The 26049-nt window shown below is 70.3% G+C and carries 23 protein-coding genes and 2 tRNA genes; 7 read left to right on the forward strand and 18 right to left on the reverse strand.

Features of this window, described 5'->3' with window-relative positions:
• Positions 1 to 23: 23 nt before the first annotated feature.
• The 3 genes from J3486_RS10240 to pgsA are packed head-to-tail and all read right to left on the reverse strand — an operon-like array spanning position 24 to position 2760.
• On the reverse strand, positions 24 to 1187 hold the full coding sequence (locus tag J3486_RS10240) for a glycosyltransferase family 4 protein (RefSeq protein ID WP_207819892.1): 1164 nt from the start codon (positions 1185 to 1187) through the stop codon (positions 24 to 26).
• Positions 1184 to 2098: a phosphatidylinositol mannoside acyltransferase gene (locus J3486_RS10245; RefSeq protein WP_207819893.1), complete on the reverse strand. Its 915-nt coding sequence runs from the start codon at positions 2096 to 2098 to the stop codon at positions 1184 to 1186. The genes J3486_RS10240 and J3486_RS10245 overlap by 4 nt, the downstream gene beginning before the upstream one ends.
• Positions 2095 to 2760, reverse strand: a complete 666-nt coding sequence (pgsA, locus tag J3486_RS10250) for a phosphatidylinositol phosphate synthase (protein WP_207819894.1) — start codon at positions 2758 to 2760, stop codon at positions 2095 to 2097. The genes J3486_RS10245 and pgsA overlap by 4 nt, the downstream gene beginning before the upstream one ends.
• Before the next feature lie 285 nt (positions 2761 to 3045).
• On the opposite strand from pgsA, the gene J3486_RS10255 reads away from it, so the two are divergent.
• Entirely contained in the window at positions 3046 to 5253 is a 2208-nt protein-coding gene (locus tag J3486_RS10255) for an elongation factor G-like protein EF-G2 (RefSeq protein ID WP_207819895.1), read from the forward strand.
• 168 nt (positions 5254 to 5421) lie between these two features.
• Positions 5422 to 7185, forward strand: a complete 1764-nt coding sequence (locus J3486_RS10260; RefSeq protein ID WP_207819896.1) for a hypothetical protein — start codon at positions 5422 to 5424, stop codon at positions 7183 to 7185.
• On the opposite strand, the gene J3486_RS10265 is transcribed toward J3486_RS10260, so the two are convergent.
• Positions 7130 to 7822, reverse strand: a complete 693-nt coding sequence (locus J3486_RS10265) for a YitT family protein (protein WP_207819897.1) — start codon at positions 7820 to 7822, stop codon at positions 7130 to 7132. The two genes, J3486_RS10260 and J3486_RS10265, sit on opposite strands and share 56 nt — an antisense overlap.
• Positions 7823 to 7969: 147 nt before the next feature.
• On the opposite strand from J3486_RS10265, the gene J3486_RS10270 reads away from it, so the two are divergent.
• Positions 7970 to 9454: a PLP-dependent aminotransferase family protein gene (locus tag J3486_RS10270; RefSeq protein WP_307804763.1), complete on the forward strand. Its 1485-nt coding sequence runs from the start codon at positions 7970 to 7972 to the stop codon at positions 9452 to 9454.
• A 99-nt stretch (positions 9455 to 9553) separates the two neighbouring features.
• On the opposite strand, the gene J3486_RS10275 is transcribed toward J3486_RS10270, so the two are convergent.
• On the reverse strand, positions 9554 to 10117 hold the full coding sequence (locus J3486_RS10275; RefSeq protein ID WP_207819898.1) for an HIT domain-containing protein: 564 nt from the start codon (positions 10115 to 10117) through the stop codon (positions 9554 to 9556).
• Positions 10118 to 10184: 67 nt separating this feature from the next.
• Here J3486_RS10275 and J3486_RS10280 point away from each other — a divergent pair, with 67 nt between their 5' ends.
• On the forward strand, positions 10185 to 10874 hold the full coding sequence (locus J3486_RS10280) for a potassium channel family protein (protein ID WP_207819899.1): 690 nt from the start codon (positions 10185 to 10187) through the stop codon (positions 10872 to 10874).
• Between the two features lie 3 nt (positions 10875 to 10877).
• Here J3486_RS10280 and thrS read toward each other — a convergent pair whose 3' ends face one another.
• From thrS to J3486_RS10295, 3 genes are all read right to left on the reverse strand, one after another.
• A complete protein-coding gene (gene thrS, locus J3486_RS10285; RefSeq protein ID WP_207819900.1) occupies positions 10878 to 12857 on the reverse strand; it encodes a threonine--tRNA ligase in 1980 nt (659 codons plus the stop codon).
• Between the two features lie 481 nt (positions 12858 to 13338).
• Positions 13339 to 14565 carry a hypothetical protein gene (locus J3486_RS10290; protein WP_207819901.1) on the reverse strand — a complete coding sequence of 409 codons (1227 nt, stop codon included), beginning with the start codon at positions 14563 to 14565 and terminating at the stop codon, positions 13339 to 13341.
• A 48-nt stretch (positions 14566 to 14613) separates the two neighbouring features.
• On the reverse strand, positions 14614 to 15180 hold the full coding sequence (locus J3486_RS10295) for a DUF4365 domain-containing protein (RefSeq protein WP_207819902.1): 567 nt from the start codon (positions 15178 to 15180) through the stop codon (positions 14614 to 14616).
• 215 nt (positions 15181 to 15395) lie between these two features.
• Between J3486_RS10295 and J3486_RS10300 the strand changes: the two genes are divergently transcribed.
• The gene (locus J3486_RS10300; protein ID WP_207819903.1) at positions 15396 to 16121 is read left to right on the forward strand and encodes a 3'-5' exonuclease; all 726 of its coding nucleotides are present in this window, start codon (positions 15396 to 15398) and stop codon (positions 16119 to 16121) included.
• A 131-nt stretch (positions 16122 to 16252) separates the two neighbouring features.
• On the opposite strand, the gene J3486_RS10305 is transcribed toward J3486_RS10300, so the two are convergent.
• The 9 genes from J3486_RS10305 to J3486_RS10345 form a co-directional block, all read right to left on the reverse strand.
• Positions 16253 to 16324 (reverse strand) — tRNA-Val (locus tag J3486_RS10305).
• Positions 16325 to 16363: 39 nt separating this feature from the next.
• On the reverse strand, positions 16364 to 16813 hold the full coding sequence (locus J3486_RS10310) for an SRPBCC family protein (RefSeq protein ID WP_207819904.1): 450 nt from the start codon (positions 16811 to 16813) through the stop codon (positions 16364 to 16366).
• A gap of 18 nt (positions 16814 to 16831) precedes the next feature.
• The gene (locus tag J3486_RS10315) at positions 16832 to 19588 is read right to left on the reverse strand and encodes a Tat pathway signal sequence domain protein (RefSeq protein ID WP_207819905.1); all 2757 of its coding nucleotides are present in this window, start codon (positions 19586 to 19588) and stop codon (positions 16832 to 16834) included.
• An 80-nt stretch (positions 19589 to 19668) separates the two neighbouring features.
• Positions 19669 to 20235 (reverse strand): hypothetical protein, encoded by a 567-nt coding sequence (locus J3486_RS10320; RefSeq protein ID WP_307804764.1) that lies wholly within the window; start codon positions 20233 to 20235, stop codon positions 19669 to 19671.
• Between the two features lie 14 nt (positions 20236 to 20249).
• Positions 20250 to 21122 (reverse strand): carbohydrate ABC transporter permease, encoded by an 873-nt coding sequence (locus J3486_RS10325; protein WP_207819907.1) that lies wholly within the window; start codon positions 21120 to 21122, stop codon positions 20250 to 20252.
• Positions 21119 to 22084, reverse strand: a complete 966-nt coding sequence (locus J3486_RS10330) for a carbohydrate ABC transporter permease (RefSeq protein ID WP_207819908.1) — start codon at positions 22082 to 22084, stop codon at positions 21119 to 21121. Before J3486_RS10330 ends, J3486_RS10325 begins: the two co-directional genes overlap by 4 nt.
• A gap of 14 nt (positions 22085 to 22098) precedes the next feature.
• On the reverse strand, positions 22099 to 23388 hold the full coding sequence (locus J3486_RS10335; RefSeq protein ID WP_207819909.1) for an ABC transporter substrate-binding protein: 1290 nt from the start codon (positions 23386 to 23388) through the stop codon (positions 22099 to 22101).
• A 259-nt stretch (positions 23389 to 23647) separates the two neighbouring features.
• Positions 23648 to 23719 (reverse strand) — tRNA-Val (locus J3486_RS10340).
• A 73-nt stretch (positions 23720 to 23792) separates the two neighbouring features.
• A complete protein-coding gene (locus J3486_RS10345; protein WP_207819910.1) occupies positions 23793 to 24236 on the reverse strand; it encodes a TIGR02611 family protein in 444 nt (147 codons plus the stop codon).
• 190 nt (positions 24237 to 24426) lie between these two features.
• Here J3486_RS10345 and J3486_RS10350 point away from each other — a divergent pair, with 190 nt between their 5' ends.
• The gene (locus J3486_RS10350) at positions 24427 to 24840 is read left to right on the forward strand and encodes an SsgA family sporulation/cell division regulator (RefSeq protein ID WP_004002642.1); all 414 of its coding nucleotides are present in this window, start codon (positions 24427 to 24429) and stop codon (positions 24838 to 24840) included.
• Between the two features lie 274 nt (positions 24841 to 25114).
• A complete protein-coding gene (locus J3486_RS10355; RefSeq protein WP_207819911.1) occupies positions 25115 to 25678 on the forward strand; it encodes a CGNR zinc finger domain-containing protein in 564 nt (187 codons plus the stop codon).
• An 18-nt stretch (positions 25679 to 25696) separates the two neighbouring features.
• Here the strand turns inward: J3486_RS10355 and J3486_RS10360 are convergent, their stop codons facing one another.
• Positions 25697 to 25897 carry a hypothetical protein gene (locus J3486_RS10360; protein WP_207819912.1) on the reverse strand — a complete coding sequence of 67 codons (201 nt, stop codon included), beginning with the start codon at positions 25895 to 25897 and terminating at the stop codon, positions 25697 to 25699.
• Positions 25898 to 26049: the final 152 nt, after the last annotated feature.

Below are 26049 nucleotides of genomic sequence, written 5' to 3' on the forward strand. Positions count from 1 at the left end.
CCGTCGCCGCCCCGGTCACGGACTCAGTCCTTGGCCAGACCGAACCGCGACCTCAGTCCCCCGGTCCGCTCGTCGGCCGCCACCGCGGCCGCGCCCTGGGTCACCGTCTCGTAGACCGACAGGATGTCCGCGCCGACGGTCGACCAGTCGAAGCGGCGTACGTGCTTGCTGCCGCGCTCGCGCAGTTCCTCGCGCCGGGCCGGGTCGCCCAGGAGCCCCAGCGCCGCCGTGGCCAGCGCGTCGGCGTCCTCGTTGGTGAAGAGCTCGCCGGCCGCGCCCTGGTCGAGGACCTGTGCGAAGGCGTCCAGGTCGGAGGCGAGCACCGGGGCGCCCGCCGACATGGCCTCGACGAGGATGATGCCGAAGGACTCGCCGCCGGTGTTCGGGGCGACGTACACGTCGACGCTGGCGAGGAAGCGGGCCTTGTCCTCGTCGCTGACCATGCCGAGGAACTCGACGCGCTCGCGCATGTCCTTCGGCAGCGACTCGACGGCCTCCTTCTCGTCGCCGCGGCCCGCGACGAGCAGCCGCGTCCGCGGGCGCTCGGCGAGGATCTTCGGCAGGGCCTTCATGAGGACGGGCAGGCCCTTGCGGGGCTCGTCGATGCGCCCGATGAAGCCGAGCGTCTCGCCCTGCCACTCGGGCTTCGGCTCGGCCCGCGCGAAGAAGTCGACGTCGACACCGTTGGGGATGACGACCGCGTCCCCGCCGAGGTGCTCGACCAGCGTGCGCCGGGCATACTCGCTCACCGCGATGCGTGCGCTGATCTTCTCCAGGGCGGGCTGGAGGATCGGGTACGCGGCGATCATCGCCCGCGAGCGCGGGTTCGACGTGTGGAAGGTCGCCACGATGGGTCCCTGCGCCGCCCAGCAGGCCAGCAGCCCGAGCGACGGTGACGCCGGCTCGTGGATGTGGATCACGTCGAAGGTGCCGTCGTGCAACCAGCGGCGTACGCGCGCGGCGCTCAGGAAGCCGAAGTTGAGGCGCGCGACCGAGCCGTTGTACGGAACGGGGACGGCGCGCCCCGCCGACACGACGTACGGCGGCAGCGGGGTCTCGTCGTCCGCCGGGGCGAGGACGGAGACCTCGTGCCCCAGGGCGATGAGGTGCTCCGCCAGGTCGCGGATGTGGAACTGGACGCCGCCCGGCACGTCCCAGGAGTACGGGCAGACGATTCCGATCCTCACGCCGGCCGCTCCTCGAAGGTGTCGAGGTCGGCGAGCCAAAGACGCTGCAGCATGTGCCAGTCCTCCGGATGGTCCGCGATCCCCGTGGCGAAGGCATCGGCCAGCGCCTGCGTCATCACAGACGTCTTTTCGGCACGCGTGCCTGTCTCGGGTACGTCGATGGGCGGGTGGACACGGCCGCGCATTATGGCCGAGTCGTCGTACCAGAGGGTGACCGGCAGCAGCAGGGCGCCCGTCTGCTGGGCGAGCATGGCAGGTCCCGCGGGCATCCGCGTCGTCTCGCCGAAGAACTTCACCTCGACGCCGGACGACGACAGATCGCGGTCGGCGACCAGGCAGACGAGGCCGCCCGCACGCAGCCGGCGCGCCAGGGTGCCGAAGGCGGCGCCGCCGGTGTGCGGCAGCACCTCCATGCCGAGGCCCTCCCGGTACGCGACGAAGCGGTCGTACAGGGTCTCCGGCTTGAGCCGTTCGGCGACCGTCGTGAACGGGGTCTCCAGCTTGGTGGTGACCCAGGCGCCCGCGAGGTCGTAGTTGCCCATGTGGGGCAGCGCGAGGATGACGCCCTTGTCGGAGGCCAGACCGTCGGTCAGGTGGTGGACGTCCTGGGGGGTGAAGCCGTTCCTGATGCGCTCCTTGCTCCACGCGGGGAGCCGGAAGGACTCCATCCAGTAGCGCAGGTACGAGCGCATGCCCGCCTTGGAGAGCTGGGCGAGCCGCTGCGAGGTCGCGTCCGGGACCACCCGGGCGAGGTTCGCCTCCAGGCGGAGCACTCCCTTGCCGCGCCTCTTCCAGACGGCGTCCGCGATGGTGCGGCCGAGGCGGTTCGCGACCGGTTCGGGCAGCTTCTTCACCCCGGCCCAGCCGAGGCCGTAGAGCCCGTCGGTGATCCGTTCCTGCAGGCCGCTCACGAGGCGGCCTCCTCCTGGGCCGCGGCGGCTTCGGCCTCGGCCTCGGCGGACTCGCGGCGCACGGTGACCACGCGCTGGATCAGCGTCACGAGGCTGCCGACGGCGACGATCCACAGGGCGACCGGCAGCAGGTACTGGATGCCGGGCACGCCGAACTTGTGCAGGCCCGCGAAGCCCGCGGCGACGAGCGTGATGACGAGGCGCTCGGCGCGCTCGACCAGCCCGTTCACCGCGACCGGCAGGCCGATCGATTCGCCACGGGCCTTCGTGTACGACACGACCTGGCCGCTGGCGAGGCAGAAGATCGACACCGCGCACAGGACGTTGTCGTCGCCGCTGCCCGCGTACCAGAGCGCCAGACCGCCGAAGATGGCGCTGTCGGCGACCCGGTCGAGCGTGGAGTCCAGGAACGCGCCCCAGCGGCTGGAGCGGCCGAGCTGGCGCGCCATATTGCCGTCCACGAGGTCCGAGAAGACGAACAGCGTGATGACGACCGTGCCCCAGAAGAACTCTCCGCGCGGGAAGAAGACCAGCGCTCCCGCCACGACTCCGGCGGTACCGAGGAGCGTGACCGTGTCGGGGCTGACCCCGCGACGGATGAGAAACGCGGCGAACGGTGTGAGGACACGCGTGAAGAATGCACGCGCGTACTTGTTCAGCATGGCCTTCCCGAGGGTCGGTGGGCCGCGCGGCCCCTCTGGCCACCGGCTGGCCCATCGTAGCCACGCGCGCACGGGATCGGCCGCCGGGCCACCACGCGCGCGTGCGATCGCGTACGACGTATGGACGCACAGTGACCGGAGTGGAAAGCTCGAAAGCACCGCGGGCGTCGCCGAAGCCGCCTCCCAACACGCGGGTTCGCGTGTCTGCCTGCCGTGATGTGCCGTGATTGCGGCGTCCCGACAAGGGCCACCTCACCGTGGAAGCGAACCGGGAGGCAAGGACACATGGGCGACAAGGCGAACGGACACCCCGGAGCCGCCGGCAGGGCAGCGACGGCCGACCATCCCGCGTCCGTACGGAATGTGGTGCTGGTCGGCCACAGCGGATCGGGCAAGACGACTCTGGTGGAGGCTCTCGCGCTGACCGCGGGGGCGGTGAACAGGGCGGGCCGGGTCGAGGACGGCACCTGCGTCTCCGACTACGACGAGATCGAGCACCGCCAGCAGCGCTCGGTCCAGCTCTCCCTCGTCCCGGTGGAGTGGGGCGGGTTCAAGATCAATCTGCTGGACACCCCCGGCTACGCGGACTTCGTCGGGGAGCTGAGGGCCGGTCTGCGCGCTGCGGACGCGGCCCTTTTCGTCGTCTCTGCGGCCGACGGGCCCGAGACGATGGCCGGGGCCACCCGGATGGTGTGGGACGAGTGCGCGGCGGTCGGCATGCCGCGGGCCATCGTGATCACGCACCTGGAGGCGGCGCGGGCCGACTTCGAGGAGATGACGCGCGTCTGCGCCCAGTACTTCGGCGGCGACGACCCCGACGCCGTGCTCCCCCTGTACCTGCCGCTGCACGGCACGAAGGCGGCGGACGGGCACGCGCCCGTGACAGGCCTGATCGGGCTGCTGTCGCAGCGGCTGTACGACTACGCGTCCGGCGAGCGCAAGGAGTCCGAGCCGGGCGCCGACCAGCTGCCGCTGATCGAGGAGGCCCGCAACCGGCTCATCGAGGGGATCATCGCGGAGAGCGAGGACGAGACCCTCATGGACCGCTATCTCGGCGGCGAGGACGTCGACGTCAAGACGCTCGTCGAGGATCTGGAACGGGCCGTGGCGCGCGGTGTCTTCCACCCCGTGCTCGCGGCGGCCCCGGCGGCGGACGGCGCGCGCCAGGGCATCGGCACGGTCGAGCTCCTGGAGCTGATCACGGGCGGTTTCCCGACGCCGGTGGAGCGCGCGGCGCCCTCGGTGACGACGCCCGGGGGGAAGGCGCGGGAGATCAGGTCCTGCGATCCGGACGGGCCGTTGGTGGCGGAGGTCGTGAAGACCGCGTCCGACCCGTATGTCGGCCGGGTGTCTCTCGTACGGGTCTTCTCCGGCACCCTGCGCCCCGACGAGACGGTGCACGTGTCCGGGCACGGGCTCGCCGACCGCGGGCACGAGGACCATGATGTGGACGAGCGGATCGGCGCGCTGTCGGCGCCCTTCGGCAAGCAGCAGCGGACCCTGACGCACTGCATCGCGGGCGACCTCGCGTGCGTGGCGAAGCTCAACCGGGCGGAGACCGGCGACACGCTCTCCGCGAAGGACGACCCGCTGCTGATGGCGCCGTGGACCATGCCGGACCCGCTGCTCCCGCTGGCGATCCAGGCGCACAGCAAGGCCGACGAGGACAAACTCTCCCAGGGGCTCGCGCGGCTGGTCGCGGAGGACCCGACGATGCGGCTGGAACAGAACCAGGACACCCACCAGGTGGTGCTGTGGTGTCTGGGCGAGGCGCACGCGGACGTCGCCCTGGAACGGCTGCGCAGCCGCTACGGCGTCCAGGTCGACGTCGTCGCGCACAAGGTCTCCCTGCGGGAGACGTTCGCGGGCAGGTCGGCGGGGCGCGGCCGCCATGTGAAGCAGTCCGGCGGGCACGGGCAGTACGCGATCTGCGAGATCGAGGTGGAGCCGCTGCCCGGCGGCTCGGGCATCGAGTTCGTGGACAAGGTCGTCGGCGGCGCGGTGCCGCGGCAGTTCATCCCGTCCGTGGAGAAGGGCGTAAGGGCCCAGGCCGGCCGGGGAGTTGCCGCCGGATACCCGCTGATCGACGTACGGGTGACGCTGCTCGACGGCAAGGCGCACTCGGTGGACTCGTCCGACGCGGCGTTCCAGACGGCGGGCGCGCTGGCGCTGCGCGAGGCGGCGTCGGACGCGCGCATCCATCTCCTGGAGCCGGTCGCCGAGATCCAGGTGCTGGTCGGCGACGACTACGTGGGCGCGGTGATGAGCGATCTGTCGGGGCGGCGCGGCCGCGTCGTCGGCACCGAACAGGCGCCGGGCGGCCGCACCCTCGTACGGGCCGAGGTGCCGGAGATCGAGATCGGCCGGTACGCGGTGGATCTGCGCTCCCTCTCGCACGGCACGGCACGATTCAGCCGCAGGTACGCCCGGCACGAGCCGATGCCCCCGCAGCTCAGCGAGAAGATCCGCGAACAGGCGCAGGACACCGCCTAGTTGGCCTGCCGACGGCCGTCACCACCACCGGCGTCCCGCTTGTGAGGACGGATGTCGGTGGTGGCCGTTACGCTGGACGACGATCAACATCAGCAGACAGATGAACTGATCAACAGGTGTGCGGGGCAGGGAAGTCGGGAAGAGCCGCAGCAGCGACGGCATGCGGCGATGGGGGCGGCAGTGGCGGACGACGCATTCGATTTCAGTCCGGGAGCACAGATCCCGCTGACGGGTTCGGCGGGTCAGACCGCGGCGACGTTCGCCATCGCGTCGGCGGCGTACCGTGACGACCCGGCCAAGAAGATCGAGGAAGCCAACAACGAGTGGCACAAGTCCGAGGTCAAGGACCCCAAGTGGGCGCTGCTGGCGCCCAATCTCGGTGAGGCGTTCTCGCAGGCCGTGCAGCACCGGATGCTGGACGGCGGCCGCAAGCCGCTCATCCAGTCCTTCGGGACCGAGCCGCAGGTCGTCGTGGAGCACTGCCTCGCGGCCTCCCGTATCCGCCGCCAGCGCGACGGCCTGCTGTCCGTCCTGACGCTGGTGTTCGGCGTGCTCTTCCTGCCGGGGCTTCTGCTGTGGGCAGCCGCCTTCGAGGTCCGCCGCAGGAACAACAACAGGGTGGCGACCGCGGAGCAGATCGCCAAGGAGGCGGTGGACAAGAACAAGTCCACCAAGGAGCAGAGCGAGGCGAAGAAGGCAGAGCGCGAGGCGCGCAGGACGGCGGCGCTGACCACGGCGGTCATCGCCATCGCCGCCGTCGTCATCGCCATCGTTCTGGTCAAGATGCCGCTCACCGGCGGCTGGGCCTGGTACCTGCGTCTGTCGTTCGTGGCTCCGGTCGTCGGCGGCATCTGGGCCCGGCAGATCTGTCTGCGCACCGCCGCCGACCTGCGGGACCGCTGGTCGGGGCTGCTGTCCGGCGGCGGGGTCGGCGCGAAGATCCCGGAGGCGGTGCCGGGCAGTCCCGGCGAGACGCAGGCGGAGCAACTGCGCCAGAATCTGGCCAAGTTGACCGCCGAGCAGCAGTCGAACGCGGTCTTCTACGCGGGCCCGAAGGGCATCCTCGGCATGGGGACGCGCTGGGGCAGCTGGCAGCTCGCGGAGGATCTGGTGCCGGTGGAGGAGGGCAAGGACATCCACCCGTTCCGCAGCTGGACCGTGATACGCGCGATCCAGGACCAGTTGCGGCTGCTGGAGCGCGGTCCGCTGCACACCGGCGGTTTCCCGAAGCCGTACGTGGACCACTGGATCGTCACGCCGATCGGGGAGAACGCGAAGGCGGTGGCGCGCCCCTCGGGCGAGGACGTCGACGCGTTCCGGGTCAAGCAGCACGAGATGGAGCGGATCTGCAACGAGCAGCAGTTCGGCGGCGGCGACCGGCACTACCTGGGCGTCCAGTTCACGCTCTGGGACGGCCAGTTGGTCATCACCATGCTGATCACGGTGACGGTGCTGCACGAGACGCTGCGCATCGAGGTGACGGGCCACGCGCTGGGCCCGGTCAACTCGCTGTTCACCTCCAAGCCGGAGCCGCGGACCAAGGACGTCGCCAAGCCCTTCACCCCCTGGGAGAGCACGAAGAAGAACCTCCCGCTGGTCGACGCGGACGAGGCGGTCCGGCTGGCGCTGCGGGCGCCGCTGACCATGTTCGCGAAGGGCCGCTCGTACCTGAACGCCAAGGGCGGCACGCTGGCGCTCCCCGAGCCGTTCGGCCTGCGTCACGCCTGGGCCGACCAGCCGTGGCGGCACCGCTTCATGGCGGACGACGCGCTGCGCACCGCGACCCCGGTGCTGCGGGTGGTCCACGCGGCGGCCCTCAAGGTCCTGGAGGATCACAACGTGAACACGGAGAAGTTCGGCACCCGCTCGGGCGTGCTCAGTGGACTGGTCCAGGACGCGTCGCCGAAGAAGGCGGACGTGTACGACGCGTAGCGGTTGCGGCGGTGCCGCGGTCCCGCTCGCTCCGGTACGCGAACCGGGGCAGGCAGTACTGCGTCACCGTGCCCACGGACACGGCGTAGAGCACCGTGCCGGCGCCCACTCCCCCGCCGAGCAGCCAGCCGGCGGCGAGCACCACGATCTCGATGCCGGTGCGGACGGTGCGCACCTTGCGGCCGGTCAGCGCGGTGAGGCCGGTCATGAGGCCGTCGCGCGGGCCCGGACCGCAGCGGGCGCCGACGTAGACGGCGATCGAGACGCCGTTGAGCAGGACGCCGGCCGCGAGGAACGCGACGCGCAGCGGCAGCGCCGGGTCGGAGGGCAGCAGCCAGAGGCCCAGGTCGGAGGACCAGCCCACGGTGAGGATGTTGGCGAAGGTGCCCAGGGTGGGCCGCTGGCGCAGCGGGATCCACAGCAGCAGCACGGCCACGCCGATCAGATTGGTGAGCGTGCCGAAGCTGAGCGCGAGGTGCCGGGCCAGCCCTTCGTTGAGGACGCTCCAGGGGGCCAGGCCCAGGCCCGCGCGGACCATCATCGCCATGCTGAAGCCGTAGAGGAACAGGCCGAGGACGAGTTGCGGCAGCCGCCGGCCCGGCCGTTCCCGCAGGGGTGTGTACGAGGTCGGGGGCATGGGGGCGGGTACGGGCACAGGGGGCGCAGGGGGCATCGAGACTCCGGAGGTACGGCGCGCCAGGGCGCCTTCAGAACCAATGCCACCACTCTGTAGATTGATTGGCTCGGAAAGCAGGGCCAATCACTGAGGAATGGTGTGGTTCACGTGGTGCATGCCGATGCCACCGCCGGCCGGCAGGACCGGACGCCCCGCACCGTCGGGGCCCGCAGCCTCGCCGCGATGCTGCCCGACCCGGCGCAGGCCAGACCCGCGTACCGTCATCTGGCGCACGCCATCGGGGAGTTGATCCTCGACGGGCGGCTCGCGCTGCACGTACGGCTGCCCGCCGAGCGGGAGCTGGCCACCGCGCTCGGCACCAGCAGGACCACGGTGACGGCCCTGTACGACCTGCTGCGGGAGAACGGGTACGCGCACAGCCGGCAGGGTTCGGGCACCTGGACGGCGCTGCCGCGGGGCCGGGCCGCCAAGGGCGTCAGCCGTCTGCTGCGCCCCGAGGACCCCGCGATCGACCTGGCCAGGGCCGCCGCCGCGCTGCCCGGCGAGATCCTCTCCGACACCCTCGCGGAGATCGCCCCGCAGGCGGCCGGGCACGCGGGCACCCTGGGCTACCACCCGTACGGGCTGCCGGAGTTGAGGGCGGCGCTCGCCGACCGGTTCACGGCGCGCGGCCTCGCCACCACGCCCGAGCAGATCCTGGTGACGTCGGGTGCCCAGCACGGCCTGTCGCTGGTGCTGTCCCTGCTGTCCCGGCCCGGCGACCGGGCCATGGCCGAGAACCCGTCGTATCCGAACGCGTTGGAGGCGCTGCGCCGCGCGGGGCTGCGCACGGTCTCGGTCCCCGTGCACGACGGGACCGGCTGGGACATCGAGATCGTCGAGTCGACGCTGCGCCGCTCGGTGCCCCGGCTCGCCTATCTGATCCCGGACTTCCACAACCCCACCGGCTGCGTGATGCCGCCCGACGACCGCTCCCGGGTGCTGCGCGCGGCGCACGGCTCCGGCACCTGGCTGATCGTCGACGAGACCCTCGCGGAGCTGGCGCTCGACGCGGCGGCCCCCGTGCCGTTCGCGGCGCACGGCACACCGGAGACGACGGCCGAGGTCGTCACGACCGGTTCGATGAGCAAGACGCACTGGGCGGGCCTGCGCATCGGCTGGCTGCGCGCCCCCGCCCGTCTGGTCACCGAGCTCGCGGCGCAGCGTGTGGCGACCGACATGGGCGGCTCCGTGGTGGACCAGCTTCTGGCTCTCTCGCTGCTGACCAGGGCCGACGATCTGCTGCCCGCCCATCTCGACCGGCTGCGCGCGGGCCGTGCCGCGCTCGCGGACGCGCTGCGGGTGCACGCCCCTCAGTGGTCGTGGCGCACCCCGCCCGGCGGTCTCTCGCTCTGGGTCGACCTGGGCGCTCCGGTCTCGTCCGCCCTCGCGGAGCGGGCGCTCGCGCACGGCGTACGGATCGAGGGTGGCGGTTACTTCGGCGCGGACCCGGGCCTGTTCGAGAACCGGCTCCGGATCCCGTTCACGTTGCCGCCGGACACGCTCACGGAGGCGGTACAACGACTGGCGACCGCCCAGGCGGACGCCTTGGCCCCGGCGCCCCCGTCACTGCGCTCCCACTGGATCGCCTGACAGCGGCCCGCCCCGCCGTCCTCGGCAATCTGCCGCCTGGGGCGGGCACCCCGGCGCCGGGCAGGCGCTCGGCCCCGGCCCCTGCACCACCGCAGGTCCTCAGGCCCCAGGCCACACCTTGGCAAGCGCGGTACGCGTATCGGCAAGCATCTGCGGCAGCACCTTGGTGTGCCCGACCACAGGCATGAAGTTCGTGTCCCCACCCCACCGCGGCACGATGTGCTGATGCAGATGGGCCGCGATCCCGGCACCCGCGACGGCGCCCTGGTTCATGCCGATGTTGAACCCGTGCGCCCCGGAGGCCGCCCGCAGCGCCGTCATGGCGTGCTTGGTGAAGACGGCCAGCTCGGCGGTCTCGGCGTCGTCGAGGTCGGTGTAGTCGGCGACATGCCGGTACGGCAGCACCATCATGTGCCCGCCGTTGTACGGGTACAGGTTGAGGATCGCGAAGACATGCTCGCCGCGCGCCACGATCAGCGCGTCCTCGTCCGACTTGCCGGGAGCGGCGCAGAAGGGACAGCCGTCGTCGGCCCCGGGGCCCGTCGGTTTGCCCTCGCCCTGGATGTAGGCGATGCGGTGCGGCGTCCACAGCCGCCCGAACCCGTCCGGTTCACCCACAGGACCGATCTGCTGCTCCGGCTGACTCGTCATGAAGTGCAGCATATGGCGTGACCTCGGCGCCGCGTGTCGGCGGGTGGGATACGGGGTGGCCCCGGGCGATGCTGTCCGGATGACCGACACCCCTCTCGCGCGCTGGGAACGGTACAACGGCCCGGCCCTGCTGACCGCTTCGGTGCTCTACCTCGTCTCGTACGCGACCCGTGTCCTGGGCCACGACCTGTCGGAGCCCGTCCGGACCCTGTGCCTCGTCACGACGCTCGCGGCCTGGGCGGTGTTCCTCGTGGACTACGCGGTGCGGTGGCGCCTGAGCGGACTGCGGCTGACCCGGTTCGTGCGCTCCCGCTGGCTGGACACCCTGGTCCTGCTGCTGCCGCTGCTGCGCCCGCTGCGCATCGTGCAGGCCTACGACTCGGTGCAGCGCCGCCGCAACGAGCCGCGCCTGTCGCTGTACGCGCGCGTGATGGCGTACGCGGGTCTGTCGGCGGCGCTGCTCGGTTTCGCGGGGTCGCTCGCGGTCTACCAGACCGAGCATGCCGCGCCGGGCGCCATGATCCGCACGTACGGGGACTCGGTGTGGTGGACGTGCACGACGCTGTCGACGACCGGGTACGGCGATCTGACGCCGGTGACCCCCCTCGGCCGGCTGGTCGCGGTCGGTCTGATGGCGTGCGGTCTCGCGCTGCTCGGCGCGGTCACCGGTTCGTTCTCGTCGTGGCTGATCCAGGTCTTCGCACGGGAGGGCGAGACGGCCGAGAGGCCCCCGGGGAAGTCTCCGGGGGCCTCTCGTGACAGCGGCTGAGGGTCAGACCTGCGCCCGCTCCTCGACGACCTTCACGATCTTCGCGATGGCCTCGTCGACCGGGATGCCGTTCTCCTGCGAGCCGTCGCGGTAGCGGAAGGACACCGAACCGGCGTTCATGTCCTCGTCGCCCGCGATGACCATGAAGGGCACCTTGGCCTTCTGCTGGTTGCGGATCTTCTTCTGCATGCGGTCCGAGGAGGCGTCGACCTCGACGCGCAGACCCTGGGCCCGGGCCTTCTCGGCGAACTGCTGCAGGTACTCCACGTGCCCGTCGCCGATCGGGATGCCGACGGCCTGGACCGGGGCCAGCCACGCCGGGAACGCACCCGCGTAGTGCTCCAGGAGCACGCCGAAGAACCGCTCGATGGAACCGAACAGCGCACGGTGCAGCATGACGGGCTGCTGACGCGAGCCGTCCGCCGCGGTGTACTCCAGGCCGAACCGCTTGGGCTGGTTGAAGTCCACCTGGAGGGTCGACATCTGCCAGGAGCGGCCGATGGCGTCCTTGACCTGCACCGAGATCTTCGGGCCGTAGTACGCGGCGCCGCCCGGGTCGGCGACCAGCGGCAGGCCCTGCTTCTCGGCCGCCTGGCGGAGCGCCTCGGTGGCCTCCTCCCAGTCCTCGTCCGTACCGATGAACTTGTCGGAGTCGTCGCGGGTCGACAGCTCCAGCTCGAACTCGGTCAGGCCGTAGTCGCGCAGCAGGTCCAGGACGAAGGTGAGGAGCTTGTCGAGCTCCTCCGCCATCTGCTCCTTGGTGCAGTAGATGTGCGAGTCGTCCTGGGTGAAGCCGCGCGAGCGGGTCAGGCCGTGCACGACGCCCGACTTCTCGTACCGGTACACGGTGCCGAACTCGAAGAGCCGCAGCGGGAGTTCACGGTAGGAACGGCCGCGCGACTTGAAGATCAGGTTGTGCATCGGGCAGTTCATCGCCTTGAGGCGGTAGTTCTGCTCGTCGAACTGGATGGGCGGGAACATGCCGTCCGCGTAGTGCGGCAGGTGCCCCGAGGTCTCGAAGAGGTGCTCCTTCGAGATGTGCGGGGTGTTCACGAACTCGTAGCCGGAGGCCTCGTGGCGGCGCCGCGAGTAGTCCTCCATGACCTTGCGGATCACGCCGCCCTTGGGGTGGAAGACCGCGAGACCCGGGCCGAGCTCCTCCGGGAAGGAGAACAGGTCCAGCTCCGCACCGAGCTTGCGGTGGTCGCGCTTCTCGGCCTCGGCGAGGAAGTCGAGGTAGCCCTTGAGCTCGTCCTTGGTCGGCCACGCGGTGCCGTAGATGCGCTGGAGCTGCGGGTTCTTCTCGCTGCCGCGCCAGTAGGCGGCGGCGGAGCGCATCAGCTTGAACGCGGGGATGACCCGGGTCGAGGGCAGGTGCGGACCCCGGCAGAGGTCCTTCCAGCACAGGTCGCCGGTCTTGGCGTCGAGGTTGTCGTAGATGGTCAGCTCGCCGCCGCCCACCTCGGCGTCTGCGCCGTCCGCGGCCTGGGCGGCATTGCCCTTGAGGCCGATGAGCTCCAGCTTGTAGGGCTCGTCGGCCAGCTCGACGCGCGCGTCCTCGTCGGTGGTGACCCGGCGCGAGAACTTCTGGCCCCGCTTCTGGATCTCCTGCATCTTCTTCTCGATGCGCTTGAGGTCCTCGGGGGTGAACGGCTCCTTGACGTCGAAGTCGTAGTAGAAGCCGTCCTTGATGGGCGGGCCGATGCCGAGCTTGGCCTCGGGGAACAGCTCCTGCACGGCCTGCGCCATGACGTGCGCGGTGGAGTGCCGCAGGATGTTGAGACCGTCCTCGGACGTGATCTCGACGGGCTCGACCTCCTCGCCGTCGGCGACGACGTACGCGAGGTCCTTCAGCTCACCGGCCACGCGGGCCGCGACAATACTGCGCTCACCGGCGAAGAGCTCGGCGGCCGTAGTGCCCGTAGTCACCACGCGTTCTTCCCGCTCGGAATCGCGTTGGATGATCACACGGACTTCTGACACCGGTCTCTCCTGCCTCAAAGGGAATGCCACGCCATTACCTGTGACGCGCGCAGTAGCGATCGTACCGAGTCGCCGGGTCCGCTCGCGAAACGGTTAACGGGCAGCGGCCCGCACCCCGGCCCAGCCCGCCCCGCATGGCCCCGACCCGCCCCTGGACCGGAACACTCTCCTCGCCGACCATCCCGACCGGCGCCGGCGCCATCGGCTCGGGCCCCGCCTCGCCGGTCTCACCGACGGCGCGTACTTCCGGGAGCCGGTTTTGGACTGCCGGACCGTACGTCCCGGCCCGGATCCGGACCGCGGCGTACAGGGTGTGGACGGGCGGGGTGCGCGGCCTCGGTGAGGAGGGGCCGGCGCGCCCGTGCGGCCCCGCCGAGGGCCCGTACGCGCAGGAGCCCCTCGCCACGCTCGTGCTCCGCATCCGCCGCGAGACGATCCACCACGGCGCGGGGTTCTCCCTGCTCAGGGACCTGTACGCGCATCAGCCCGGCTGGTCGTCGCCGGCGCAGGCCTCCTCGAAGAAGTCCAGGTTCTCCTGGAGGGACTTCATCAGCCGGTCCCGCTCGGCCTCCTCGACCTGGACGGGGACGACGCCGGTGGCGCCGGTCAGGCGCCGGAAGCCGCCACGGCTCTCCAGGCGGCCGTGCACCCGGATCGGCAGGCCGACCAGGTGGGCGTGGCCCGCGATCCGGTACGCCTCCTCGTCCAGCGTCATCCGCACCTGCGGGACGTCGGCGCCCGCGATCACGTGCAGCCGCACGGTGCCCTCGCCGCGCGGTCCGCTGCGGCCCAGACGGACGACGGTGCCGGTGACGCGGACGGAGACGGCGGGTTCGGCGTGCAGATAGCGGGTGCCCGCCTCGCGCAGCAGGTCGAGGTCGCCGGGCGAGAACTCGACCGGGTCGTCGCCGTCGGTGCACTCCTCGGGGACCCCGGCCGCGGGCGCCCAGGCGACGCCGATCCGGGCGCCCTCCGTGCCGCGCACCAGCGCGATCAGTGCCTCGGTCAGTTCATGACTGACGCCGGCCTCGACGGCGGCGTCGAAGGCGTCCATGCCGCCGGTGGCCCGCCGGTAGTCGATGGCCTCGCGCACCGCGTACAGCGCCTGGTGCAGCCGGACGGCGAGCGAGCGGCCCGCGTCGACCGGCACGAACGCGGTGAGGCGGCGGCCGCCGGGCGCGGGCTGCACCAGCACCTGCTCCAGGGCCGCGGCGGCAGGCCGCCGGTGCCGGGCGCCGTAGTACCCGGCGCGGCCGCGCGCGGCGAGGGCACCGGCCAGCAGCATCCGGCGGGCCGCGGACCGCAGTTGCTCCTCGACGACCCAGGCGGAGGCGCCGGCGGGCCCGGCCGGCCCATCGCGCCACCAGCGGATCTCGTCGCTCGGCACGGCGAGTGAGACGAGCACCTCGCGGGCGGCCTGGGTGCCGCTGCGCTCCAGCGCGACCAGAACCTCGCCGAGCAGTTCCTCACTGTCGGGGAAGGCGCGGCTCTCCGGTACGAGCAGGCTGGTGCGGGAGCCGGAACCGGGCAGGGTCCAGCGCGCGTACCGCCCGGCCGCGCCGCCGCGCCGCTCCCAGCCGTGCCGGTCGAGCAGGGCGCTGAGCACGGCCGGGTCGACCTGTCGCGGCTCGGGCCCGGTGAGCTCCACGGGGTGTGCGCGGGCCGCGCTGAACGGACGCACGGGATCACCGATCGGGCGGTGCTGCATCTCGAACTCCCTTCACTCCCCGCCGAGTTGGCATGATTCCTCGACGGTTCAGGGCCGCCCGCCGGTCCCGACGCGGGTCATGATCTCGCACAGCGCGCGGTCGTCGAAGATCCGCGAGGTCGGGATGCGGACGGTGGTCCTGCGCCGGCCGGTGACCGGATGTCCGGCGAGGTTGGTCCAGTAGCAGCAGTGCCGCAGGTCGAGCCGGTCGTGGCCGGCGCGCAGCCAGTCGTCCTGGGAGCGCGGCACGAGCATCACGACGAGGATCTTGTGCACCGAGACCGGGGTGCGGGCGAGCTTCTCCAGGTGCGGATTGTCGAGCGTGAAGGAGAAGAAGGGGCCCGGCGGGTTCGGCGCGACCTGGTACGTCGCCTTGAGCTGCACTTTGATGGTGACTTCGTCGTCGACCGTGTGCCCGGGGGCACTGTGACTGACGTGCCAGTCGATGCCGTTGTCCGGAAAGGGCTGCGAGAGCGAGCACCCGGCGGCCGCCGCCACGGCGTGCAGATAGCCCACCTGAAGGGTCTCCATGCAGGCGGTGGTGGCGAGTGTGCCGCGCGACGGTGCGAACCGCTCGGGCAGCAGCCCGCCCTGTTCGGGCTGCGCGAGCGCCATGGTCCAACTGGCCTTCCAGAAAGATGAATCCCCGCGGAGATCAAGAAATGACTCAAACCCGAGTCAATGGCACCCCGCTGAACTGCCATGACTCGTACCTGTGTTGTCACCGCTCGGCGTACGACGCAAACGGCCCGGGTATCACCGAAGCGGGCAGCGGGCAACACGTCGACGGGGACGTCATCTGCCGCGCGCGAACAAGGAGTTGATGGCACATGACGTGCTGGTACGAAGGCCCCCTCGCGGCCTTCGACACGGAGACCACGGGTGTGGACGTGGAGAGCGACCGGATCGTGTCGGCGGCGCTCGTGGTGCAGGACGCGGCAGGGTCGCGTCCGCGGGTGACGCGCTGGCTGGTCAACCCGGGTGTCTCGGTGCCGGCGGGCGCCACCGAGATCCACGGCCTGACCGACGAGCACCTGCAGCGCAACGGCCGCTGGCCGTCGCCGGTGATGGAGGAGATAGGCCGGGCGCTGGCCGAACAGGCGGCGGCCGGGCGCCCTTTGGTGGTGATGAACGCCCCCTTCGACCTGACCCTCCTGGACCGGGAACTGAAGCGCCACCGCGCCTCGTCCCTGGGCCGCTACCTGGAGAACCACTCGCTGTGCGTCCTGGACCCGCGGGTCCTCGACAAGCACCTGGACCGCTACCGCAAGGGCCGCCGCACGCTGACGGACCTGTGCGCGCACTACGAGGTCGAGCTCTCGGAGGCGCACGACGCCGCCGCCGACGCACAGGCCTCGCTCGACGTGGTGCGCGCCCTGGGCCGCCGCTTCGCGACCCGCCTGGAGCGCCTCTCCCCCGCCGAGCTGCACACCCTCCAGGCGGTCTGGCACGCGGCCCAGGCCCGCGGCCTGCAGGCCTGGTTCGCCCGCTCCGGCAACCCGGAATCGGTGGACCCGGCCTGGCCCCTGCGCCCGGAACTTCCGGCGGCGGCCTGATCGTTCCCCCGCGGGGAATCCCGAACGCGGAACCAGAACCGCGGCACATCCGTGCCGCCTCCCGTCCCTCCGTCCTGCGCGCGCCCAAACGAAAACCGGCCCGCCATGACTGGCGGGCCGGTTTCTCCGGGTGGGCGATACTGGGTTCGAACCAGTGACCTCTTCGGTGTGAACGAAGCGCTCTCCCACTGAGCTAATCGCCCGGGAACGGGTTGAACAATACAGGTCGCGGCGCCCTGTGTTCAAACCGGTTGCAGGCGGGCGGTCAGACCCCGGCGTCCGCCGCGCATCATCCACGCGTGGTTGACGCGGAAGACGGGCCGGCACGGGACGGCGAGGCGCCGCATCAGCGGCTTACGGACCTCGACCTGCTGCTCGTACACGGCGCGGGTGCCGCCGAAGGCGCGGGGCCGCAGCGTCCAGCGCGCCCACCCCTCCAGGTCCCCGGTCATCCCGATCTCCAGGACGCCCCCGGCCGGGTCGCGGCGTCGCTCGCGGGCCACGACCGTCAGCCGGTACGGCAGAAAGGACCGGAAGACGGCGACGCCGCTGGTGTCGTCCAGCGGCGTCACCGACCGCACCTGCGGCCACCACGCCGGGTACTCCTCGGCCTTCTCGAGGACCGCGTACACCTCGGCCGGCGGCGCGGGCAGCACCCACACGCTGCGGAAGCGGTAACGGTTCCAGTCCATGAGCCGAGTCTGCCCGGATCAGGGCATCTTGTCCCCGACGAGCGCCAGGTTCTCGATGGCCGCGAGGCCGTAGAGGGCGGTGTCGTTCGTGTAGACCCAGTTGGCCTCGGTGCCGGCGACCAGCGTCACCGGCCCGTCGACCTTCTCCGTCTTCCACGGCGAGGACTCGGTGTAGCCGTCGCTGCTGTAGAACTTCGTCCACGCCCGCTTGGCCAGCTTGGCGTCACCGGTGCGCACGGCCGCGTACGCGTCGAGGCGCGAGTGGCCCTGGAAGAGGAGCAGCGTGCCGAAGTTGGAGCCGTAACGGGCCGCCTGCTCCGCCTTGGTGGCGTTGAAGTAGCGGCAGTAGTCGTAGTACGCCTCCTCGAACTTCGGCATGTCGACGATGTCGATCAGCTCGGCGCACAGCTCGTTGAGACCGAAGACCGCCGACAGGTGCGAGACGCCGACGACCGGTTCGGTGGCGATGGCGAACTTGCCGGTGTCGAGGTCGTACAGGCCGCTGCCCTGCACGAAGCCGTTCGGCTGGGCCGCGATCGTCTCCATCGTCGACAGGACGCGGTCGCGCGCCTTCTCCCACTTGGAGCCGCGCCGCTCCCACTCGGTGAGCCACGCCGAGACGAGCCCGCTCCAGTCGGTGCCGAAGCCGATCGACAAGGCGTTGCGGTCGGGCACGTAGTCGGTGTCGGTGCGGACCTTGCGCAGCGGGTCGAGCACGAGGAACGTCTCGTCGGAGTCGACGTTGGCGTGCATGAGGTCGCCGACCCGCTCGTCACCGGTGAGGAAGTAGTAGTAGCGGCGGTACGTGGTGTTGGCGATGCGCTGCTGCTTCGCGGAGTCGGCGTAGTGCTGGACGCCGTGCCGGGTGCCGAGTCCGGCCCACTTGCCGAGGTGGTAGACGTCGACCTCGCCGGTGTGCCGGGTCATGGCCTCGGCGAACCGGAAGATGTCGGCGCGGCCCGAGCGCAGATAGGCCATCCACAGCCAGATGTCGGGCGACAGCTCGGAGTTGTCCCAGGCGTAGCCTCCGACGTCGTAACGCCACTGGTGGCGCACGGGGTCGTAGGAGTGCATGACGTCGCCGTAGTCCCAGAAGCCGTACCAGCGCCGCATCTCCACCTGGTCCTTGTAATAGGTGAAGAGGAAGTCGAGGTGGTCCTCGATCTTGGCCTTGGCGGGGGTGGAGCGGTCCGGCTCGGAGTACAGGCCGGGGCCGAAGACGCCGGCCTTGATGAGTTGCCTGGGCGGCGCGGCGAGCTGCGGGGCGATGCGCACGGCCTCGACCTGCTGGGCGAGCACCTCCGGCTTCGGCGTCGCGTCGTTCGCCCAGAACATCAGCTCGCTGGTGCGGGCGATGCCGTACGGGGTGCCGAACTCGGGCTCGTAGTCCTCGTACGTGATGTTGAGGCCCTCGAGCTGCTCCGCGAACGTGTCCTGGCCCATGCCGTCGTGGTAGAAGCGCAGGTCCATCGGCTGCGCCTGCGGCGACCACAGCCACAGCGTGACCTCGGCCTCGTCCTGGTGCGCGCCGCGGATGTCGAGCCCGGTGGGGTGCTTCTCCCAGAAGTCGCGCAGACCGAAGGAGAGTCCGCCGCTGGGACCGCCGAGGTAGCCGAAGCCGCTGGCCCGCTTGCCGCCGCCGGCCGCGATCCAGCCGTGCCCGGCCTTGGTGCGCTTGCGCAGCGTGAAGCCGTCGGCGGACAGCTGGGAGAGGGTGTAGTCGCCCCACTCGGGGATGTACTGGAGGCGGGTCGTGACGCGCTGGTCCCAGGTGGAGGGGTCGGCAAGCTTCTCGCCCGCGAACTGCGCCGCCTGCACGGACGCGCCCGGATCGCGGCGCAGTCCGGTGATGCCCTTGACGGCCTCCCGGATCATGCCGGTGTCCTCGCCGCCGATGCGGATGTGGCGGTCGTACGAGGCGTCGCGCATCGGGACGGTGAAGCGCACGCCGAGGCCGCGGATGAAGTCGCCGGACGCCTTGCCGGGCTCCTGCGTGCCGTCGTACGTGATGGTGTGGACCATGCGGAACGACTCGGCACCGGCGTAGAAGTAGAACCGGACGGAGAACGGGAGCCAGCTGCGGTTCCCCTTGCGGTGCTTGCCGTCGATCTTCACGACGGCACGGACCGGCCCGTCCTGCTCGACGGTGGTCTCCTCGATGACGGACTCGAACCGTTCCGTCTTGACGCTGCCCTGCTCGTCGTCCTCGATCTCGGCCTGCCGCAGCAGCACGAGCCGCCCGTCCTTGGCGATCTCGGTGGAGCCCCGGGTGACCGTCTTGACCAGGGACGATCCGCTCTTGCCGAGCTTGGTGACGACGACGCCGGTGTCGACGGTGACGACTCCGCCGCTCTCGTCGACGGTCACCTTCTTGTCGGGCGCGGCGGCCTGGCCGGCCTTCAGGGTGAGCTTGCCGTCACCGGCGCCGGGACCGACGGCGTGCGCGGTCCACTTCAGCGATCCGTCGGGCCACTGCGCCAGCGGCCAGGTCTGTACGGGGACCTGCTTGCCGTCCGCGTCCGTGAGCGCGAACTCCTGTCCCTTCTCGTACGCGCCCTTCGGCCACGGCACACCGACGGTGGAGCCGGGGGCGGCGCCGAGCCCGCCGTCCTCCAGCCAGCTCAGGGTGACCGGCGCGTCGTCGGCCGTGTCGGCGGCCGACGCGGCCTGCGCCGATCCGCTGCCCAGCGCCCAGCTGAACTGTGCGGCGGCACCGGCCACCGCGGCGGCCTTGAGGAGGGATCTGCGGGGGAACCCCGGAGACACAGGGGACATCGTTGTTCCTTTCCGTGCATGCCAAACGTGCCGTACGAGAAGGGCGTTGAGAGGGAATGGGTCCGTGGCGGGCCGGGACCTCAGCGGGTCCCGGCGCGCTCCTCCACGGCGATCGCCGCCGCGGCGAGGATGCCGAGGACGGGGACGGCGAGGGGGGTGATGAAGCCGGCGCACAGGACGGTGAGCGCGATCCCGCAGACGAGCAGCAGGGAACCGCCCGGGCCGCGCAGGGTGCGTCGCGCCGCGGCGCCGAGCAGCGGGCGCCAGGCCGCTCCCGGCTCCCACACGGCGGCGGCCCGCAGAACGGTGACGGCGGCCGCGAGCAGGGCGAACAGGCCCACGGCTGCGGCGAACCGGCCGCCCGGCAGCCCGGCGCGGGCGACCCGCAGGTCGACCCAGACGGCGGCCCAGGCGGCGATGCCCGCGAGGCCGACGAGCCAGCCGCGGCGCGCCGCGGACCGAAGGTCGGCGACGAACTCCCGCCATCCGCCGACCTGTTGCTCCAGGTGTCGGCGCAGGTGCCGGGCCCCGGCCGCGAAGGCGGCCGGAGCGGTGACGACGGGCACCGAGGCGAGGGCGATCCAGACGCCGGTGAGCAGGCACTCGGCGAAGACGCCGAACCCGATCCGGCGGCGCGACTCGGTCACGGGAGCGGCGCCCCTCACTTGAGCCCCGATGTCGCCATGCCGTCGATGAGATACCGCTGGAAGGCGGCGAAGAACGCGATGACGGGGATCAGCGCGACCAGTGACATGGCCACCTGGCCGCCGTAGTTGGAGATGCCCTCCTGGTCGCGGAACATCATCAGGCCGAGCGAAACGGTGTACTTGTCGGGGCTGTTGAGGTAGATCAGCGGCCCCATGAAGTCGTTCCAGGCGTTGATGAAGGTGAAGATGGCGCTGGTGATGAGCGCGGGCCGGGTCAGCGGCAGCACGATCGACCAGTAGGTGCGCAGGTGCCCGCAGCCGTCGAGCTTGGCGGCCTCGTCGAGTTCCTTGGGCAGTCCGCGCATGAACTGCACCATCAGGAAGACGAAGAAGGCCTCCGTGGCGAGGAACTTGCCGGCGACCAGCGGCACCATCGTGTCGATGAGTTCGAGTTTGCGGAACATCACGTACTGCGGGATGAGCAGCACGTGATACGGCAGCAGCAGCGTGCCGATCATCAGCGTGAACAGCAGGTTCCGTCCGGCGAACCGGATCTTGGCGAAGGCGTACGCGGTCAGCGAGCTGGACAGCACGACGCCGGCCACGGCGAGGCCCGCGTACGTCAGCGAGTTCAGGAAGAAGCTGCTGATGCTGATGCCGGAGATGCCGTCGGCGAGCCCCGAGAAGTTGGACAGGATCGGCTTGCCCGGGAACAGGTCGAGGCTGCCGATGATCTCCTTGCCCGGCTTGAACGAGGCGCCGAGCACCCAGAACACCGGGTACAGGACCACCGCGAGCACGAGCAGCGCGCCCACGTGCCAGACGATCGACCCGGTACGCCGCCGGTCACCGGCGGTGCGGACAGCAGGGCTGGTGACACTGGTCACTTGGCGGCCTCCGTGTTGGCCTCGTAATACACCCACTTCTTCTGCGACCAGAACAGGACCGCCGTGACCAGTGCGACCGCGATCACCAGCGTCCAGGCCATCGCGGAGGCGAAGCCCATCTGGGCCTCCTTGAAGCCCTTTTGGTACAGGTAACAGGTGTAGACGAGGGTGGCGTCGGCGGGACCGCAGCTCGTGTTCGACACGACATAGGCGGACCCGAACACCTGGAACGCGTGGATGGACTCCAGCAGGACGTTGAAGAACAGCACCGGGGAGATCATCGGCAGGGTGATGTTCCAGAACCTGCGCAGCGGCCCGGCGCCGTCCATCGCCGCTGCTTCGTACAGTTCCTGCGGCACCTGTTTGAGGCCGGCCAGGAAGATGACCATCGGCGCCCCGAACTGCCAGACGCTCAGGGCGACCAGAGCGTAGATGACGTAGTCCGGGTTGCCGATCCAGCCGCCGATGTCGAGCCCGAAGATCTTCTGCGTCCGGTCGACGACGGCGTCGTCGGAGAACAACGCCCGCCAGACGAATCCGACGGAGACGCTCGCCCCGATGAGCGAGGGCATGTAGAAGGCGGCCCGGTACAGGCCCTGTCCACGCCGCTTCTGCGCGAGCAGCATCGCCACACCGAGTGCGAGCAGCAGTTTCAGCGGCGTGGCCACGACGACGTACTTGAGCGTGACCTGCACCGACTTCTGCCAGCGCGGGTCCTGGAACATCGTCGTGAAGTTGTCCAGGCCGACCCACTTGGGCGGCGTGAACAGGTTGTAGCTGGTGAACGCGTAGTACAGCGAGGCGATCATCGGCCCCGCGGTGAGCAGCACGAACCCCGCGATCCACGGCGACATGAAGAGATAGCCGGCGAGGTTCTCGCGGCGCCGCCCGCGCCGGCCGGCGACAGCGGCGGAGGTCCGCTTCTGCGCCGGCACCGCGGGCGATTCCTTGACGAGCGTCATGACCGAATGTCCCCTCAGGCCGCGAAGGCGGCCTTGGCCTCGCTGAACAACTGCTTGGCCGCGGCGGCGGGCTTGCTCTTGCCCTGCGCGACCTCTCCACCGATCCGCAGGAACGCCGCCTCGATGACGTCGGCGCCGGACGGATGCGGAGTGATCTTCCCGAGCACTCCGGCCTTGGAGACCTCGTCCTCGTACGCCGCGATCGCCTTGTTCTGCGCGTCGGCGGGCTTGAACGCGTCGTACTGCTCCTGGGTCGCGAGAATGCCGCGGTCGTAACCCATGATCTTGCCGACCTCGGGGTCGTGGACCATGAAGTCGATGAACTGGGCCGCTTCCTTCGGGTGCTTGGTCCCGGAGAAGGCGCTGAGCATCAGCGAGCCGAGGTACTGGCCGGTCTGCTTGCCGTCCGTCGTGGGAATGGGCGCGATGCCGTAGTCGGATTCGCCCTCTCCCTCATAACGGATGGAGAAGTTGTCCCAGGTGAATTCCGAAGCGGCGAGCCCCGCGGACAGACCGGACTTGGGCTGCACCTGCTCGATCTTCCTGGGGTCGGCCACGAGGCCGGACTTGACCCGCTTGTAGTAGTCGGTCCACCACTGCGTCAGGTCGTCCTCGGTGAAGCCGAGAGCGCTGTCGGTGTAGAACGCCTTGCCGTTCTGCCGCAGGTAGAGGTCGTAGAGGTACATGATGCCGCCGTAGCCGGTGTCGCCGGCGATCTTCAGCTTGTCCTGGACCGTCTGCAGCGCGGTGAAGTACTCGTCCCAGGTCCAGCCGAACTTCGCCTCGACGCCCGCCTTCTTGAAGGCCTTGAGGTCGATCACGAGCGACATGGTGTTGGCACCGACGGGAATTCCGAGCTGCTTTCCGTCCACCTGACCTGCCGTCAGAACTCCGTTGCGGAAGTTCTTGAGGCTCAAATTCCCGGCGTCCGACTGCGACTTGAGATCCATCAGCACGCCACGCTTGTCGTACTTGCGCAGGAAGGCGACCGCATCCTGGAAGACGTCCGGCGGATTTCCGCCGGAGGCCTGCGTCTGGAACTTCTCCCAGAAGGACGCGTAATCGGTGAATTCCGCCTTGATCTTGATCTTCGGGTACTTCTTCTCGAAGAGCTTGATCGTCTTCTTGATGGCGACAGCCCGCGGCTCGCCGCCCCACCACGCGTACCGGAGGGTGACGGGGCCACCGTCACCCGACCCGCCGTCGTTGCCACCACACCCGGCCGCCGTCAGTCCGAGTGCCGCGACCGACGCCCCCGTGACCTTCAGCAGGCCACGCCGGTCAAGATCCCTGTTGCTAGGCACAGTTCGCCCCTCCACCTGCGCATTGAATCGTTTTAGGAAAGCGCTTGCCGGGCAAAGGTAGAGACGGGGCGGGAGGACGTCAACGGTTCGGACAAAGATTTGGATCGAAGCGCTTCGAACACGCAGGTCGGAGCAGGGGTGCAGGGCGGTCTGAACCGTTACACAGGAGGCGCCGCACAGGAGCTGCGGGGCCGGGACCCTGACACACGTACACCGAGGGCCCCGGAGACTCGACGTCTCCGGGGCCCTCGGTTCCGGGTGGGCGATACTGGGTTCGAACCAGTGACCTCTTCGGTGTGAACGAAGCGCTCTCCCACTGAGCTAATCGCCCGGCGCAGGAAGAACATTACCCCATGTCAGGGGGTGCCTGAGACCATCCCGCGCCGCAGGTGATCACCGTGCCGTCACTGCTTGATGTTCCACGGCATCTCGAAGCCGAACTTCCACACGTAGATACCCACGAGCACCGCGACGATCACCAGGCCGACCGTCGTCAGGATGATGTTCCGCCGCCGCACCCTCGGATCGAGCGCCTTCTGCGTGGCCTCGGTGACCTTGCGCTTCGTCCACCGCAGCACCAGCTGCGCCCAGACGAACTCGGTCGCCCAGATCGCCATGCCACCGAAGATCACCAGCCATCCGGGACCCGGCAGCGGCAGCATGATGATGCCCGCGACGACGACCGCGAGGCCCACCACGAAGACGCCGACCTGCCAGCTCAGATGGAGCGCCCTGCGCGCCTGGATGAACTCCGGGGCCCGTGAGCCCAGCGGCTTCGCCTCGGACTCGGACCCGGTGTCGTCGGTGTCGGCGGCCGTCCCGGCCGCCTCGTCACTCCCCGTATTCATACAGCCAAACCTACCGGAACCAATCCCGTCACTGGAATGGCCGTTCCCCTACAAGAAAGACTCGGCCGTACGAGCTACCTAAAGACGTCCAAAACACTCAGAGGGGTTTACAACGGCACCGTAGGTGGCATGTCGATTTCGCCGACGTGCGAATCCCCGAGCGCACACTGAGCGAAAGGCCCTGGCGCTTATGAACACCACGGTCAGCTGCGAGCTGCACCTGCGCCTCGTTGTGTCGAGCGAGTCCTCACTGCCTGTTCCCGCAGGACTGCGGTATGACACGGCCGATCCGTATGCCGTGCACGCCACCTTCCACACCGGAGCCGAAGAGACGGTCGAGTGGGTGTTTGCCCGCGACCTCCTCGCCGAAGGCCTTCACCGGCCGACCGGCACCGGAGACGTCCGAGTCTGGCCGTCCCGCAGCCATGGTCAGGGCGTCGTCTGCATCGCCCTGAGTTCCCCGGAGGGAGAAGCTCTGCTCGAGGCCCCGGCACGGGCCCTCGAGTCGTTCCTGAAGCGGACGGACGCCGCCGTGCCACCCGGCACGGAACACCGTCACTTCGACCTCGATCAGGAGCTCTCGCACATCCTCGCGGAGAGCTAGCCGCGCGAGGACGCCCGCGCCGGTTCCCAGCCGGTGTCAGGCAGCGCGAGAGCGCCCCGTGCCGTCCACTCGGGGAGACGGCACGGGTCTGAGCACCTTCACCACAGCAGGACAGCACGACAACCGCATACGGCAGACATCCGGCGCCGTCGCCGTGGGACCTTCCACGGCGACGGCGTCGGCCTGCTCCCCGGGCCCCACGGACAGGGACAGGCGCTAGGCTCGGCCAGCATCGGCGGGCGCAGGCCCGACCCCCCAGGCCAGGGAGCGAATCGTGCTGATCACCCACGACACCCGGTGCGCGCTCGACACCGTGGTGGATCTGGTGAACACCGCACCGGACGACGCCGCCGGCACGGCGGACAGGCTCACGGATCTGCCGGCCCTCGAAGATTTCGTACGAAAGCACGAGATCAGCGATGTGGGCGTGCTCGCGGAGCGTGAGCTCGCCGCGGTGCGTGCGGTGCGTGACCGGTTCGGCGAGGTGTTCGCGGCACCCGACCCCCGCGCCGCCGCGGAGTTGATCAACGAACTGATCGCCGCCGCGGGCACCACCCCGCGCCTGACGGACCACGACGGCTACGACTGGCACGTGCACTACTTCGCGCCCGGCGCCTCGGTCGAGGACCACCTGGCGGCCGACTGCGGGATGGCCCTTGCGTTCTTCGTGGTCGCCGGGGAACAGGAGCGGTTGCGGCGCTGTGACGCGCCGGACTGCCGGCACGCGTTCGTGGATCTGTCCCGCAACCGCTCGCGCCGCTACTGCGACAGCCGCACGTGCGGGAACCGGCTGCACGTGGCCGCGTACCGGGCGCGCCGCAAGGAGGCCGCGGGCTGAGCCCGCGCACGGTGGCGTTCACAGCAGCAGGAGGTCGTGCAGGGCGGCCATCATGAGCAGAAAGCCGATCACCGCCAGGAAGATCATCAGCGGTGGCTGGGAGAGCGCGAAGAGGCAGCCGCGCTCGGCGTCGGGGTTCGGGGTCACGGGAGCGGGCACCGGGGGCGCCTCGTTCGTCTCTGCGTTCAGCTGTTCGTCCAGCTGCGGTGTGTCCAGCATCTCGCGGTGATGATGGCGCAGGCGATCGGCGCCAGGTGGTCAACACGCGCGTCCCGGGCGGCAGTTCGCCGGATTACGTGACCCCGGGCACGGTCATCTGTACGCATCGACGGGGCATGTCGTACGTACGTCCGCACGGGCGCGGGCCGTCC

Origin of the sequence: Streptomyces sp. VRA16 Mangrove soil, from assembly GCF_017377775.1 — a bacterium.
Lineage (GTDB): Bacteria > Actinomycetota > Actinomycetes > Streptomycetales > Streptomycetaceae > Streptomyces.